Origin of the sequence: Nocardiopsis sp. L17-MgMaSL7, from assembly GCF_003182025.1 — a bacterium.
GTDB classification, from domain to species: Bacteria; Actinomycetota; Actinomycetes; order Streptosporangiales; family Streptosporangiaceae; genus Nocardiopsis; species Nocardiopsis prasina.
The window spans coordinates 71075-86173 of sequence record NZ_QGTF01000019.1; the positions used below are offsets into that span (position 1 = coordinate 71075).

The 15099-nt window shown below is 71.5% G+C and carries 10 protein-coding genes; 5 read left to right on the forward strand and 5 right to left on the reverse strand.

Annotated features, from left to right (window positions below):
• Positions 1 to 437: 437 nt before the first annotated feature.
• Together BDW27_RS24695 and BDW27_RS24700 are read right to left on the reverse strand one after the other, a co-directional pair.
• A complete protein-coding gene (locus BDW27_RS24695; RefSeq protein WP_110051990.1) occupies positions 438 to 2636 on the reverse strand; it encodes a hypothetical protein in 2199 nt (732 codons plus the stop codon).
• Between the two features lie 327 nt (positions 2637 to 2963).
• Complete coding sequence (locus tag BDW27_RS24700) at positions 2964 to 4061, reverse strand: CaiB/BaiF CoA-transferase family protein (protein ID WP_017546882.1); 1098 nt, start codon at positions 4059 to 4061, stop codon at positions 2964 to 2966.
• 358 nt (positions 4062 to 4419) lie between these two features.
• Between BDW27_RS24700 and BDW27_RS24705 the strand changes: the two genes are divergently transcribed.
• Both BDW27_RS24705 and rsmA read left to right on the forward strand, forming a co-directional pair.
• A complete protein-coding gene (locus BDW27_RS24705; RefSeq protein ID WP_040694859.1) occupies positions 4420 to 5511 on the forward strand; it encodes a resuscitation-promoting factor in 1092 nt (363 codons plus the stop codon).
• A 79-nt stretch (positions 5512 to 5590) separates the two neighbouring features.
• On the forward strand, positions 5591 to 6475 hold the full coding sequence (gene rsmA / locus BDW27_RS24710; RefSeq protein WP_017546884.1) for a 16S rRNA (adenine(1518)-N(6)/adenine(1519)-N(6))-dimethyltransferase RsmA: 885 nt from the start codon (positions 5591 to 5593) through the stop codon (positions 6473 to 6475).
• 249 nt (positions 6476 to 6724) lie between these two features.
• Here rsmA and BDW27_RS24715 read toward each other — a convergent pair whose 3' ends face one another.
• Positions 6725 to 6949 (reverse strand): hypothetical protein, encoded by a 225-nt coding sequence (locus BDW27_RS24715; protein ID WP_017546885.1) that lies wholly within the window; start codon positions 6947 to 6949, stop codon positions 6725 to 6727.
• Positions 6930 to 8603: a PspC domain-containing protein gene (locus tag BDW27_RS24720; protein ID WP_146223300.1), complete on the reverse strand. Its 1674-nt coding sequence runs from the start codon at positions 8601 to 8603 to the stop codon at positions 6930 to 6932. The genes BDW27_RS24715 and BDW27_RS24720 overlap by 20 nt, the downstream gene beginning before the upstream one ends.
• A 223-nt stretch (positions 8604 to 8826) precedes the next feature.
• On the opposite strand from BDW27_RS24720, the gene BDW27_RS24730 reads away from it, so the two are divergent.
• Both BDW27_RS24730 and BDW27_RS24735 read left to right on the forward strand, forming a co-directional pair.
• Positions 8827 to 10032, forward strand: coding sequence for an ATP-binding protein (locus BDW27_RS24730; protein ID WP_040694852.1), 1206 nt, complete (start codon positions 8827 to 8829; stop codon positions 10030 to 10032).
• 200 nt (positions 10033 to 10232) lie between these two features.
• Positions 10233 to 10904: a response regulator transcription factor gene (locus tag BDW27_RS24735; RefSeq protein WP_110051991.1), complete on the forward strand. Its 672-nt coding sequence runs from the start codon at positions 10233 to 10235 to the stop codon at positions 10902 to 10904.
• Positions 10905 to 10970: 66 nt separating this feature from the next.
• Here the strand turns inward: BDW27_RS24735 and BDW27_RS24740 are convergent, their stop codons facing one another.
• The gene (locus BDW27_RS24740; RefSeq protein WP_017546888.1) at positions 10971 to 11900 is read right to left on the reverse strand and encodes a nucleoside hydrolase; all 930 of its coding nucleotides are present in this window, start codon (positions 11898 to 11900) and stop codon (positions 10971 to 10973) included.
• A gap of 443 nt (positions 11901 to 12343) precedes the next feature.
• Between BDW27_RS24740 and pcrA the strand changes: the two genes are divergently transcribed.
• The gene (pcrA, locus tag BDW27_RS24745) at positions 12344 to 14689 is read left to right on the forward strand and encodes a DNA helicase PcrA (protein WP_049579902.1); all 2346 of its coding nucleotides are present in this window, start codon (positions 12344 to 12346) and stop codon (positions 14687 to 14689) included.
• Positions 14690 to 15099 lie beyond the last annotated feature (410 nt).

The following is a 15099-nucleotide window of genomic DNA, read 5'->3' on the forward strand; positions in this document are numbered from 1 at the left end:
GGAGGAAACGCCTTTCTCGCCTGGTTTGCTCGGAAAAGCACGGCACCGGGGCAACGCCTGGCCAGGGCCAGGAGTTCCTGGTGCCGTGTGTCGTCGGTGTGACTTGCGTCGGTGTGACGTGCGACGAGGGCTCGGTGCATGGTGTCCCCGTGCTCGGCCGTCCCGCCGGAGCCGGCGGCCGCGATCGGCCCTCCACTCGGGAGAACCCGCCCGCGACGGCGGGCATTCCCCGGTGGGTCGCGGCGGGGACCGTGGCTGGGCCGGTGGTCCCCGGTGGACCCGGCTCCTCCCGGCGCACTGTCAGGGCGCTGGGACGCGTTGGGGCCGGGGCCGTCCAGCCTCGGACTTTACCACAGCGCTGTGGCCGATTCGTGACGGGAGCGACGCAAGGTCGTGCCTCCGTCGATTCACCGTTTCCGGGATACCTGGTGTATGGATCACGCCTTTTGGACGCACGGGGGCTCCGTGGGGCTCTCCGCGGGTTCGCGCTCGCTCTGCTGGACCGCCCACACACACGCGGACAGGGTGAGCGGGACCGCCACGGTCAGCGCCAGCGCGGGGATGGCCACGCCCGAGTCGTTGGCCGCGAAACCGACCAGGGCCGTCACCAGGGAACCGGTCAGCCCGGCCCGGAGTGTCGGGGCGTACTCGTAGGCCCGCTGGAGCGCGCCGATCCGCCACCTGCCCGGCCGGTTCAGGACGGCGAACAGGAACACCAGGGCCCCGGCGGCCAGCAGCGTGAGGTGCCAGTTGCCCAGGGTGCCCAGCATCGCGCCCAGCTTGCGGGCCAGCACCGTCCCGGCGTCCCCGTTCACCACCAGCTCCGCGAACGCGCCGAAGTGGCTGCGGTCCTCCACCGGACGCAGGTAGTCCATCCAGGCCAGCAAGGAGATCGCCGTGACCGAGACGACGGCCACCGCGGCCATGCGCAGGGCGGTGATCCGCACCCCCGCGATCATCATCGTGGTCACCGCCAGGCCGGGGATCAGTGCGATGACGCCGCCGAAGTCCGTGCCCAGTCCCGGCCAGCCGATGATCAGCACCGAGGCGGCACCCACGACGATGGTCGTGACGACGGCGGCGCGGCGCCTGCCCCGCGAGATCAGTGAGTGGGAGACGCCCGCGACCGCCATGAGCATGCCGGTGGCGAAGGTCGCGAACGCGATGTTGCCGATCCCGTAGAACCGTCCCGCCACGATCGGGGAGTACCCCGTGGGCGAGTTCATCTGGAGGTGCGCGCCTACGCAGAGGTCGACGAAGAGCACCAGGGTGGTCGCTCCCGCCACCACGGTCATCGGCCCCAGGATGGTCCGGCGCCACGGTCCCGCCACCGCCAGGGCCACCACCAGGGCGTCCACGGCCAGGACCGAGGCGAGCAGGGCCAGCAGCGGGAACTGCGTCGCCCACCACGGAATGAGGTTGGCCAGGTAGCTCGCCACGGGGAAGGCCGCACCCGCCAGGGCCACGACCCGGGTCACCGACAGCACCACGGCCCGCTTGCCCCGCTGCCCCCACGAGTACCGGTGCATCGCGTAGGCCGCCGCCGCGTAGATGAGCAACTGGATGGCGACCAGGCCACTGAAGAACCCGGGGATGGCCGTGCCCACGACCACGGCGGCGGTGTTGAAGTCCACCAGGCGGACGAGCGCCTCCTCGGCTGGCTGCGGGCGGTCGGTGGTCTGCCACGCCCGTCCGCCGGTGAGCCCGCCCGGGTCCATCCCCAGAGTGCGCAGCACGGTGACGGTGGTGTCGGTCAGGGCCACCAGCCCGGGACGCCGGGTCGACTCCGACGCCAGGTACGCGGAGGGGCCGGCCAGCCCCTGGGCGGTCATCTCCCCGGTGAGCGCCACGGTCAGCTGGGAGGGCCCGGTGTCCATGGAGACGCCGACCACCATCAGGGTCGCGCCCGCGGGCAGGTTCCGCACCAGGGCGGACAGCCGGGAGTCGAGTGTCTCCAGGGTGTCCTCACGGACCTGCTCGGGGACGTCCTCGGGTTTGGCCTCCTGGGGTTCGTCATCCTCGTCGGACTCGGTGGGGTACAGGCTGGTCAGCTCGGGCAGCTCCACCGCCGCGAGGGAGACGCCCTGGAGGCGCTCCTGGGAGAGGTCGCGCGCCGAGTCGACGTAGTGGTCGACCCGCCCCGACTCGTCCGCGGCGCCCAGGGCGGCGCCCGGACCGGCGGCCAGGGTCAGACCGCCCTGGTCACGCACGGTCTGTCCGAGCAGGCCCACCGGCGCGGAGAAGACCGACCGCGCGTTCTGGTCGACGAAGTCGCCGAAGCCCGGGACGGTCGCCCCCGACCCGTCCACGACCGGCTCCGGAGCGGGCTCGCAGACGGTGAAGCGCTCACGGTCGGAGAGGGCGCGCTGTCCGGCCGAGACCGACAGCCACCCGTCAGTGGGGCAGGTCCGCGAGGTGGCGGTGCGGATGGACACGTTGCCGATCGCCCCGGCCTCGGCCATCTCCCACAGCGCGGGCGTGTGCTCGGGGGTGACGTCCTCCCAGAGCAGGCCCGGCACGCCCACCAGCACCACCGGTCCGTCGGCCCGACCGGTGCGGTCCGGGTCGGAGTTCGCGGCCGCCCCCGAGCTCGCGGCGGCGGGCGCCGTGCAGAACAGGACCGCGGCCACCAACATGAGGGCGTACAGGCGCCTTCTGGGGCTGCTGCCCGGGCGCCCTCCTGGGAGTCCGCCCGGGCTCCCTCCAGGTCGTCGGGCACGGCCCTTGGCCGAACACCGTTCCGAGCGCAGGCCGAGCCATCGACTCGGTGACATGGCGGTCCCCCCGATCGCGATCACCTCACTGGTCGCCCACCCTAGTGATCACACGGCTCTGAGCGGGGAAAACGGCGATTCCGGACAGGGAGGAACCGGACGCGAGAAGCGGGGGAGGAGTATCAGGGGAACCGGGGAGGGGCCGGGGGCGGGTCCCATGGTGGGGCGCCGTTGAGGGGGCCGTGGTCCTCAGGGGGTCAGACCCCACTCCTTCAGGGTCGCGTCGGCGTCGGGCAGCGGGCGTCCCCGGGTGACCTCTCCGGGGGTGCGGCCGAACCTCGGCGCCGGACCCGCCACCAACCGGTCGCCCTCTCCCCGCACGAGCGCGCCCCGGGCCCGCACGTGCGGGTGGTCGGGTGCCTCCGCCAGGGACAGGACGGGCATCACGCAGGCGTCGGTGCCCTCGAACACCGCCCCCCACTCGTCACGACCGCGCGTGCGCAGCACCTCGGCGAAGCGCGCGCGCAGCAGGGGCCACGCGTCGGTGTCCCACTGTTCGGGCAGGTCCTCGCCGTCCAGCCCCACTCCCGCGAGGAACGCGGCGTAGAACTGCGGCTCGATGCAGGCCACGGAGACGTGGCGGCCGTCGGCGCACTCGTAGACGTCGTACCAGGGAGCGCCGGTGTCGAGGTAGTTGGTGCCGCGCTCGTCGGTCCACGCACCGCGCGCACGGTCCTCGTGCACCATCGACATCAGCAGGGCGCTGCCGTCCACCATCGCGGCGTCCACGACCTGGCCCCGGCCGGAACCCCGCCGCTCCAGGAGGGCGGCCAGGACACCGGTGACCGCGAACATCGTGCCGCCCGCGAAGTCGCCGAGCAGGTTGATCGGCGGGACCGGGGGGCCGCCCGCGCGTCCGATGGAGTGCAGGGCGCCGTTCACCGAAACGTAGTTCATGTCGTGCCCGGCGGTGTGGGCCAACGGGCCGTCCTGTCCCCAGCCGGTGACCCGCGCGTACACCAGGCCCGGGTTGAGCTCCAGGCAGTCGTCGGGGCCGAGGCCCAGCCGTTCCATGACCCCCGGTCGGAAGCCCTCCAGGAGGACGTCGGCGCGGGCGACGAGTTCGCGGGCGCGGGCCATCCCCTCGGGGGTCTTGAGATCGGCGCCGACCACGGCGCGCCCTTCGCTCATGTGCGGTCCGGTGGAGCCGCCGTTCACGGCGTCGGCGGCCACGGGGCGGTCGATCCGGATCACGCTGGCGCCCATGTCGGCCAGGAGCATCCCGGCCATCGGTGCCGGGCCGAGCCCGGTGAACTCGACGACGCGGGTTCCGTTGAGGGGTCCCATGGTGCCTCCGGGGTGTTGGTCGGGAGAGGTTACTAGAACGGCGTTCGGTTCATTGTGCAGGCTGTGTCGCCCCGACGCCAGGTCGCCGCCTCCGGTCGGGGAGGGGAAAAGAATAGAGGGAAATGCGCGATTTGCCAGGGAATGGTTTTCGGGCCATGTCAAAACACCACACTCTCCTGGTGTTAATGTGACCCTGTTCGGCGCCCCCGAACGCCCCTCCACCACCGAGAACTCCACGAACCAACCCTTGAAGAAGGGCTCGGAAGTCATGCCCAGAAAACCCGGGAAGAACGGCGGCAACGGCCGTTCCGGAAGGCGTCGGCGGCGCAGGGTGTCCCTCGTCCCTCCCCTGCCGGTCATGGCGGCAGCCGTCGCCGCCGTGCTGGCCACGGTGGGCGGAGGAACGGCCCTGGCCATGGAGAAGACCGTCCTTCTGGACGCCAACGGCGAGGAGAGCGAGGTCCGTACCTTCGGCGACAGCGTCCAGGACGTCCTCGACTCCGCCGGGATCGAGCTCGGCGAACACGACGTGGTCGCCCCCTCCCCGGGCACCACCCTCAGCGCCGGCGACCACGTCGTGGTCCGCTCGCCCCGGGAGCTCACCGTCGACCTCGACGGACACGAACGCGACCACCGGGTGCACGCCGCCACGCTCGGCGAAGCCCTCGGACAGATCGGACTCGACCCCGAGGGAGTCGAACTCTCCCAGGCGCACGACGCCGTGATCCCCGAGGACGGACTCGCGGTGAGCGCGGAACGCGCCCCCCGCATGGTCGTCATGTACGACACCGTGCGCTCCGAGACCCGCACCACGGGCGCGACCGTCGCCGACGTGCTCAGCGCCGCCGGGGTCGAGACCGGCGAGCACGACATCGTCTCCCCGGAACCCGACGAGCCCGCCGAACCCGACATGGTCGTCCGCGTCCTACCCGCCCTCGGCGCACCCGAGACCGAGGAGGTCGTGATCGAGGCGGAGACGGTCGAGCGCGAGAACCCCGACCTCCCCGAAGGCGAACGCGAGGTCGTCACCGAGCCCGAGGACGGACTCAAGGAGGTCACCACGCTGCGTGTCCTGCGCCACGGCGAGGAGGTCGAGCACGAACTCTCCGAGAAGGTCGTCACCGAACCCGTCGAGGGCCTGGTGGAGATCGGCACCAAGGTCGAGGAGGAGCCCGACCCCGGCGAGGCCAGCGGCGAGGCGAGCGGCCTCAACTGGTCCGGGCTCGCCCAGTGCGAGTCCGGAGGCAACGCCTCCGCGGTGAACTCGGCCGGCGGGTACTACGGGCTCTACCAGTTCAGCCCGAGCACGTGGGCCTCGGTCGGCGGCAGCGGGCTGCCCTCCGAGGCCAGCCCCGCCGAGCAGACCCAGCGCGCCCAACAGCTCTACGACACCGTCGGCGGGAACTGGCAGAGCCAGTGGCCGCACTGCGGGGTCCACCTCTTCGACTGACCGGGACGACCAGGGTTCGGTGGGAGGTGATCCCACCGGACACGGCGTGGATGAGCGGGTGGGCGGCGGCTGGCAAGATGTGTGGGTGACACAGACACCCGAACCCGACCCCGCCGACCGTTCCCGCCTGCTCACCCCCGCCGACGTGCGGGCCCTCGCCGAGCGGTTCGGTATCCGGCCCACCAAGACCCTGGGCCAGAACTTCGTCATCGACCACGGCACCGTCCGCCGCATCGTCCGTGTCGCGGGCGTCGGCGCCGACGACGTGGTCGTCGAGGTGGGGCCCGGACTCGGCTCGCTCACCCTCGCGCTGCTCCCGCACGTGCGGCAGGTCACCGCGATCGAGATCGACCCGGGGCTGGCCGAGGCGCTGCCCGGCACCGTCGCCGACCACGCCCCCGACCTCGCCGACCGCCTCACGGTGGTCCCCGGCGACGCCATGCGCGTCACCGAACTGCCCGGCCCCGCCCCCACGGCGCTCGTGGCCAACCTGCCCTACAACGTCTCCGTGCCGGTCCTGCTGCACCTGCTCGAACTCCTGCCCAGCCTGGAGCGGGTCCTGGTGATGGTGCAGGCCGAGGTCGCCGACCGGATCACCGCCACCCCGGGCGGCCGCATCTACGGGGTGCCCTCCGCGAAGGTCGCCTGGTACGCCAGCGCGCGCCGGGCCGGATCGGTCGGCCGCAACGTCTTCTGGCCCGCGCCCAACGTCGACTCCGGGCTGGTGGAGCTGATCCGCCGTCCCGAGCCCAGCACGAAGGCGCCGCGCCGGGAGGTCTTCAAGGTCATCGACGCCGCCTTCGCCCAGCGCCGCAAGACCCTGCGCGCGGCCCTGTCCGGGTGGGCGGGATCGGCCCCCGCGGCTGAGGAGGCGCTCCGGGCCGCCGGGGTCCAGCCGAGCGCGCGCGGTGAGTCCCTGGGCATCGAGGAGTTCGCGGCGATCGCGGAGCACCGCCCGGAGTAGCGGCGGAAGTTGTGCCCGGTGCGCGGGCAGGGGCACCACCGGGAGCAGCGGCCGCCGCGTTCGGTGGGCGCCCGGAGCGCGTCCGGGAGCACAGCCAGGGAGTCAGCGGCGGACGGTGACGGTTCGATGGGCTGCTTCGGGTGGGTGGGTTTCGGACAGGAACTTGCTGGCATCCGATCGGCGCGCACGACGAAGGGGCGCCCTCCGAGGAGGACGCCCCTTTCCTAATCCTGACGCCGGGGCGGCGGATCAACCCTGGTCCGGCGGGGGAGGGAGTTCCTCCGACTCCCGAGGGCGGGACCGGAACAGGGCCCGCGCCACCGCGGCCACACCCAGACCCACCGCCAGCACCGGCAGCAGCCACAGCACGTTCGGTTCCCACGCGCCGCTGCCCCGGACGACGAACGCGACCGCGAGCCCCAGGAACAGCAGTCCCGCGAGCAGTGAACCCCAGTCAGTTCTCCGCTTGGTCATACCGCACCTCCACTGTTCCGGCCCTGTTCTCGGCGTGCACGTTGATCACCGGCACACCGTCCTGTCCGTTTCCGGCCTCCCTGGCTCCGTCGGCGCGCCCGGAGCCCTCCGGCGCTCGCGTCGGCTCGAAGGTCTCCTCATGGGTGACGCCCAGTCCGGTCACGAAGTCGCCGTCGGGCTCAGCGTCCCCCACACCGACCGCCCCGGCCCAGACCTCCGACACCAGGTTGATACGGGCGTCCTCGGGGATCACCAGGACCAGGGAGCCCACGTCCACCCGCGCTCTCACGTCCACCGACTCACCGGGGTCGAGTTCCGTGGACAGCCCCGTCAGATCCAGCGTCCCCGACCCCACGTTCAGCCACAGGTCGTCCGACCCGGCCTCGGCGACCGTGGCCGGCGCCCAGTCCCGGTCACCGATCCGCATCCTGGTGACGTCGGTCGAGGACACCAGCATCGCGCCCAGCACGGCGAGGCAGCCCAGGAACACCAGCCCCCGAGGGTTGCCCACCCAGGCCCCGACCAGTGCGTACACGCCGATCACCGCCACCACGGCGGCCATGAAGTAGACACCGAGGTCCGGCCCCAACAACAGTTGGGTGGGGCTCGCCTCGGACACGGGCGGGCCCAGGTGCGGAGCGGTGAACGCCCACGCGATCGCCATGGCGAACACGGTCCACAGCGCGTGTGAGGCCAGCGGTGAGGAACGCGGCTTCCCTCCGTGACCGGATCCGTCGCCACGGCAGCCTCCGCCGTGCCGGTCCGCCTCCTTCCTTCCCCCGCCGCCGGCGGCCTCGTCCCCGTCGTCGCCGTCCTCGTACTCGTCCTCCTCGTCATCGTCGTCCGGGCCCAGCGACGTGCGCTCGGAGACCACCGCGAGGTCCACCGGGCCCTGCGGGGCCGAGGCCCACGGCTGGGCCGGGTTGTAGTAGGCGGGAACCGGTTGCGGCACCGGACCCGTGGGCGGCGGTTCGCGCGTGGCCAGGTCCGAGCGGAGCGCGAGCAACGAGGTCCGCAGGTCCACACCCCGGTTCCTCGCGGTCAGCAACCCCAGGACCAGCGGGATCGCCAACACGAGCGTTCCCCAGCCGAACCCGCCCACCAGGCTGAGCGCCGTGGCCCCGGCGAGGCCGACGGTCAGCAGCTTCAGCACCGCGTGCGGCGGGAAGCTCCGGTTCAGCATCTGTTCGAAGGTCGCCGGACCGCCCTCCGAGTCGCGCATGAGCATCCACGCCGCGATGTACAGGAGCAGCCCCGCACCACCGGCGAACGCGGTCAGCACGAACGCGGCCCGCCACACCACGGGGTCCACCCGCGTGTAGGCGCCCAGCCCGGCGCACACCCCGGCCAGGGCCTGCCGCTGGTCGTCTCGGCGCAGTTCGGGGCCGGTCGCCCGATCGGGCGACCCACCGGCGGCCTCGTTCTCGGTGGCGACACCCTCGGCGGCCGTGGCCCCGGAACCGGAGCCGGCACCGAAGCCGGAACCGGAAGCGGTGGCCCCGGCAGGTCCGGAAGCGGTGGCCCCGGCGGGATCGGCGGAACCGGCGGAACCGCTCCCGGGGGAGCCGTACCCGAAGGCCCCGTCCCCAAGGGCCCCGTTGCCCAGGGGGCCGCCCCCCGCCGACGCCCCGGCCGGCGACTGTCCGTCAGACATGGACGCTCACCACACTTTCCTCATGGAACCATCGTGACCTCTGATACGTCGCGAAGGGAATCCGGGACGACCCTGAACCCACCCTGACCAGAACACCAGGGCAGGACCAGGGCCGTGCCCCCGATGTCCCACGAGGGTCACACAGGGCATGCTGGAACCGTCCAGAACCACGCGCGAGCCACGCCAGGAGCCTCGCGCCACACACGAAAGCGGTGATCGGGCGGTGCCAACGACGGCCGTGGAGACCCCGCGGCTCACCCGCGCGGTCGACGGCAGACTCCTCGGCGGCGTCGCCTCGGGACTGGCCCGGCACCTGGGCCTGGACCCGGTCGTGGTCCGCCTCGCGTTCATGGCGCTCGCTGTCGGCGGCATCGGGGTGGCCGTCTACGTGGCCCTCTACTTCCTCGTACCCAAGGAGGAGGCCGACGGCGACGGACCCGAACCGGCGGAGGACGCCAGGCGCAAGGGCCGCGACATCTCGCAGCTCGTCGCCTACGTCGGCCTCGCGGCCGGGCTGGGATTCCTCTTCCTGATCTTCGGCGGAGTCTTCGACCCGCTTCTGTGGTTCGTCATCTTCGGTGCGCTCGGGGCCACCATCCTGTGGCAGCAGGCCAACCCCGCCGAACGCAACGAGTGGATGAACAGCACCGTCAGCCGGACGCGACCCAAGAGCATCATGCGCACCGCCGCCGGTGTCCTGCTGGTGGTGGTCGGCGTGATCGGATTCCTGATCTTCCAACAGCAGCTCCAGGAGGCCCGCGCCGGACTCACCTTCGCGTTCACCCTCATCACCGGGATCGCGCTGATCGTCGCTCCCTGGATCATCGGGCTCATCCGAGAGCGCGACTCCGAACGCCGTGAGCGCATCCGCAACGCCGAACGCGCCGAACTCGCCGCGCACATCCACGACTCCGTCCTGCACACGCTGACCCTCATCCAGCGCCGCGCCGACGACCCCCGCGAGGTGCAGCGCCTGGCCCGCGTGCAGGAACGCGCCCTGCGCAGCTGGCTCTACCAGCGCCCCGCCGACGCCGAGACCACCGTCACACCCGGGCTGGAACGGGTGGCAGCCGAGGTCGAGGAGGAACACGGCGTGCCCATCGAGGTGGTGTGCGTCGGCGACGCGCCCATCGACGACGGCATCAGCGCGATGCTCCGCGCCGCCCGCGAAGCCATGGTCAACGCCTCCAAGTACGCCGGGACGGACAGCATCTCCGTGTTCGGGGAGGTGGACGAAGGTGAGGTCCTGGTGTTCGTGCGGGACCGGGGCGCCGGGTTCGACCTCGACGACATCCCGGAGGACAGGATGGGTGTGCGCGGGTCCATCATCGGCCGCATGGAGCGCCACGGCGGGACCGCGCGCATCCGGACCGAGCCGGGCGAGGGCACCGAGGTGCAACTCCGTATGCCGCGTATCCCCGACATGTGAACCCGGCGACTCGTGGGGCGGGCGGGTCGGGGAGATCGGGGGCCTGTGAGGCCGGGGCCGTGGGGCGGGGAGACGCATGAGTCCAGGGGCCCATGCGTCCGGCGACCAGCGGTCCGGGGAGTGGCCGCTTCGGGCCAGAGGGCGGTCGGAGCGACGTGGGCCACTACCTACCGGGTGACTTCCCTGGATAGGGTCCAGGTGTGGGAGAAGAGAGCACGAACTTCAGTGACGGAGACGCGGTCCCCCGCGTCGTGATCGTGGACGACCACCGGCTGTTCCGCAGCGGGGTGCGCGGGGAGCTCGGGGACGCCGTCAACGTCATCGGCGAGGCCGGGGACGTCGACAGCGCGGTGCACGTCATCGGTGAGGCCCAGCCCGACCTCGTGCTCCTCGACGTGCACCTGCCCGGCGGCGGGGGAGTCGAGGTGCTCCGGCGGGTCCTGGCGAAGCACCCCCAGATCCGCTTCCTCGCCCTGTCGGTCTCCGACGCGGCCGAGGACGTCATCGGCGTGGTGCGCGGCGGCGCCCGCGGCTACGTCACCAAGACCATCTCCGGCAAGGACCTGGCCAACGCCATCGTCCGGGTCGCCGACGGGGACGCGGTGTTCTCACCGCGGCTGGCCGGATTCGTCCTCGACGCCTTCTCCGCGACCGACGCGCCCCCGGTCGACCCCGAGCTGGACCGCCTCACCCAGCGCGAACGCGAGGTCCTGCGGCACATCGCCCGTGGCTACGCGTACAAGGAGGTCGCCAAGGAGCTGTTCATCTCGGTCAAGACGGTCGAGACGCACGTGTCCTCGGTGCTGCGCAAGCTCCAGCTGTCCAACCGGCACGAACTCAGCCGCTGGGCCACCGCTCGCCGCCTCGTCTGAGCCCCGCGGGGACGCGCCACGAAGGGCGCGGTCCCCGCTCGCCAGTGTTCCCCGGACGGGCCCCCGTCAGCGCAGGGAGTCGAGCATGCGGTCGAGGAACTCGTCCTCCCGCACCTCGGTGATCACCCGCGCGGTCCGGCGCTCGTCCGCGCTCGGCCGCAGTCTCCGGTCGGCCACGGTCATCCCGCGGGTCAACCCGCCGGAGAGCTCCACCCGCACCGGAGCCTCGAAGGCCCCGGTCACCAGGTGCGGGTCCACCAGCACCGCCGCGGCCAGCGGGTCGTGCATCGCGCACTGGCGCACCCCGAAGATGCCCCGGTAGAACTCGGAGTAGAAGTCCAGGAACGCGGACGTGTTCTGGGCGCGCGCACCAGGGACCTCCCGGAGCCGGTCCAGCCAGGCCCCGGTCGCCACCGTCCGCATGGTGATGTCGAGCGCGATCAGGTCCAGGTCGAACCCGGCCGCGAACACCGCCTCGGCGGCCTCGGGATCGTTGGCGATGTTGGCCTCGGCGTGCGAGGACACGTTCCCGGGCACCTCCACGGCGCCGCCCATCACGACGAGGCGCCGCACCAGCTCCGGCAGGCGCGGCTCCAGGCCGAGCGCCAGCGCCAGGTTGGTCAGCGGGCCCACGGCCAGCACGTCGATCTCGCCCGGGTTCTCCCGCACCAGGCGCACGAGGAGTTCGGCGGCGGACTCCGGCACCGGCTCGCGCGCGGGTTCGGGGAGCTTCACGTCACCCAGGCCGTTCCCACCGTGCACGTGACCGGCCAGACTCGGCTCCTGTACCAGCGGGCGGCCGGCGCCCACGGCCACCGGCACGTCCGGGCGTCCGTACAGGTCGAGCAGGCGCAGGGCGTTCAGCGCGGTCACCTCGACCGTGTTGTTGCCGAACACCGCGCCGATCCCGACGATCTCCACCTCCGGCCGCGCGGCCAGGTAGGCGAGCGCGACGGCGTCGTCGATCCCCGGATCGCAGTCGACGAACACACGCATGGACTCCTGGTCAGCCAAGACCAATCTCCCCCAGAACAGGACACGGACCAGCCAGGCGAAGGACCTGGTTGGTGTTGGGGGCGTGTCCGATGGCCTTGAGCCCGGCCGCGCGTCGCAGGAGGAGCGGCGGGCGCACCGCGTCGTCGCGTGGTGTGCACGCGCGCGACCGGCGACATCCACCGAAAACGCCCCTAACAGGGTAAGCCGCCGACCACACCGGACGTCGACGGATGACGCGGGCGGGGGGATGGAAGAGGAGGAGGGGAGACGAGGAAGGAGAGGAGGGGGAGGGGAGGCGAGAGGGGAGGGAGGCCGGGGAGAGCGGGGGAGGAGATGGCGAAGGAGAGAGGGCGGGGAGGAAAGGGGAGAGGGGTTGGTCCCCGGGAGGGCGGCCCCACCTCGGGTGGACGGTCACGTCGTTGGTCGCCCGTAACCTGGTAGGCGTGTCCTCCCAAGAACAGCTTCTCGAAGGTCTGAACGGTCCCCAGCGCGACGCGGTCACCCACGCCGGGTCGCCGCTCCTGATCGTGGCGGGCGCGGGCTCGGGCAAGACCCGTGTCCTCACCCACCGCATCGCCCACCTCATGGCCGAACGCGGCGTGCGCCCGGGGGAGATCCTCGCGATCACCTTCACCAACAAGGCAGCCGCCGAGATGAAGGAGCGCATCCAGGCCCTCCTCGGCACCCGCGCCGCCAACACCATGTGGACCATGACCTTCCACTCGGCGTGCGTGCGCATCCTGCGCAGGGAGGCGCACCGGCTCGGCTACCCGAGCAGCTTCACCATCTACGACGCCGCGGACTCCCAGCGCCTCATGCAGCTGGTCTGCAAGGAGATGGACCTGGACCCCAAGCGGTTCCCGCCCAAGTCCTTCAGCTTCCAGGTGTCCAACCTCAAGAACGAGCTCGTCGACTACGACACCCACGCCGAGCAGGCCCAGACCGAGCAGGAGAAGAAGCTCGCCGAGGCCTACCAGCTCTACCAGCGCCGCCTCCACGAGGCGGGCGCCATGGACTTCGACGACCTGATCATGATCACGGTCAACCTGTTCCAGATGTTCCCGGACGTCGCCGAGTACTACCGGCGCCGTTTCCGGCACGTGATGGTCGACGAGTACCAGGACACCAACCACGCCCAGTACGCGTTCATCCGCGAACTCGTCGGCGCGGCGGAGGGCTCCGACACCAGCGTGGTCCCGCCCGCCGAACTCTGCGTGGTCGGCGACGCGGACCAGTCGATCTACGCCTTCCGGGGCGCGACCATCCGCAACATCCTGGAGTTCGAGCGCGACTTCCCGAACGCGCGCACCATCCTCCTGGAGCAGAACTACCGCTCCACGCAGAACATCCTCTCCGCGGCCAACACGGTGATCGACCGCAACGAGGGCCGCCCGGCGAAGAACCTGTGGTCCGAGCAGGGCGAGGGCCCGATGATCACCGGGTACGTCGCTGACAACGAGCACGAGGAAGCGGCCTTCGTGGTCGGCGAGATCGACCGGCTCACCGACGAGGGCGTGGTCAAGCCGAGCCAGGTCGCCGTGTTCTACCGGACCAACGCGCAGTCCCGTGTGTTCGAGGACGTGTTCATCCGGACCGGCCTGCCGTACAAGATCGTCGGCGGCGTGCGCTTCTACGAGCGCAAGGAGATCCGCGACATCCTCGCCTACCTGCGGGTGCTGGCCAACCCCGAGGACACGGTCAGCATGCGCCGCATCCTCAACGTGCCCAAGCGAGGCATCGGAGCACGCGCGGAGGAGTCCGTCGAGTTGCTGGCCGCGCGCGAGCGCGTCTCGTTCTCGCAGGCGCTGCGCCGCGTGGACGAGGCACCGGGCCTGGCGACCCGTTCGGCCAAGGCGATCCGCAACTTCACCGCGCTGCTGGACGAACTCGCCGAGGTCGTCCCGGGCAGTACCCCGGCGGAGATCGTCGAGGCGGTGCTCAGCAAGACCGGTTACCTGTCGGAGCTGGCGGAGTCCAAGGACCTCCAGGACGAGAGCCGAGTGGAGAACCTGGAGGAGTTCGTCGACGTCGCCCGGGAGTTCGAGCACACGTTCGCCGCGCTCATCGAGGACGAGGCGGAGCTGGAGGGCGAGGAGAACCAGGGCATCGACCCGGGCGAACCGACCCTGGTCGACTTCCTGGAGCGCATCTCCCTGGTCGCCGACACCGACCAGATCCCCGACGAGGACGACGAGGGCGGGGTGGTCACCCTGATGACCCTGCACGCCGCCAAGGGACTGGAGTTCCCGGCGGTCTTCCTCACCGGCATGGAGGACGGGGTCTTCCCGCACACCCGCACCCTGGGGGACAAGACCGAACTGGAGGAGGAGCGGCGCCTGGCCTACGTGGGCATCACGCGTGCCGAGCAGCGGCTGTACGTCAGCCGCGCGGCGGTGCGCAGCGCCTGGGGAACCCCCTCCTACAACCCGGCGTCCCGGTTCCTGGACGAGATCCCCTCGGCTCTGGTCGACTGGCGCCGAGCCGAGTCCACCCTGGCCGCCCCGCCCAGCAGGTCCATCGGCGGCCGGTCGGGTGGGGGCTTCGGCGGTGGCTCCGGTGGTGCGTCCGGTGGTGGCTTCGCGAGTCCCTTCGGCAGCGGGAAGAAGAAGGCCGTCAAGGAGGCCCCCACGCTGAGTGTGGGCGACCTGGTCAACCACGACTCGTTCGGTATGGGCCGCGTCCAGCTGGTCGACGGTGCGGGGGACAAGACCAAGGCCAGGATCGACTTCGGCGCCGACATCGGCGAGAAGGACTTCCTGGTCAAGTACGCCCCGATCGAGAAGCTCTAGGGCCTGGTCTGGCTGGGTCCTCCAGGAGGTGGGGCCCGGGCCGGGTCTGGGGCCGGGACACGGTAGCGGGTGCCCGGGCCCCAGGGGAGGTGCGGTCGCTGCCGAGCGCACCGGAGTTCCACGGGAGCTTTCGGAGCTTTCGGGGATGTTTCCGGGCCATGTAAGCCAGGACACCGGAGAGTTCTTCGAAACCTGTCACGAGCACTCCACCCCGGGGGTACAGTTGGTCAAGACCGAGCGAGACGAACGCGGATTCATCTGCGGGCGGGCCGGTCCACCTCCTCCGAAACACACCGGTTCGAGCAGTCGCTCGGAGCATGTAAGCTCGGGGAGTTGCTTCAAAAGCCCGGCGGAAACGCAGAGCGGACGAAGCACCGGGAATTCTTTCTCCGGATCAGGTTTGAAGCGAA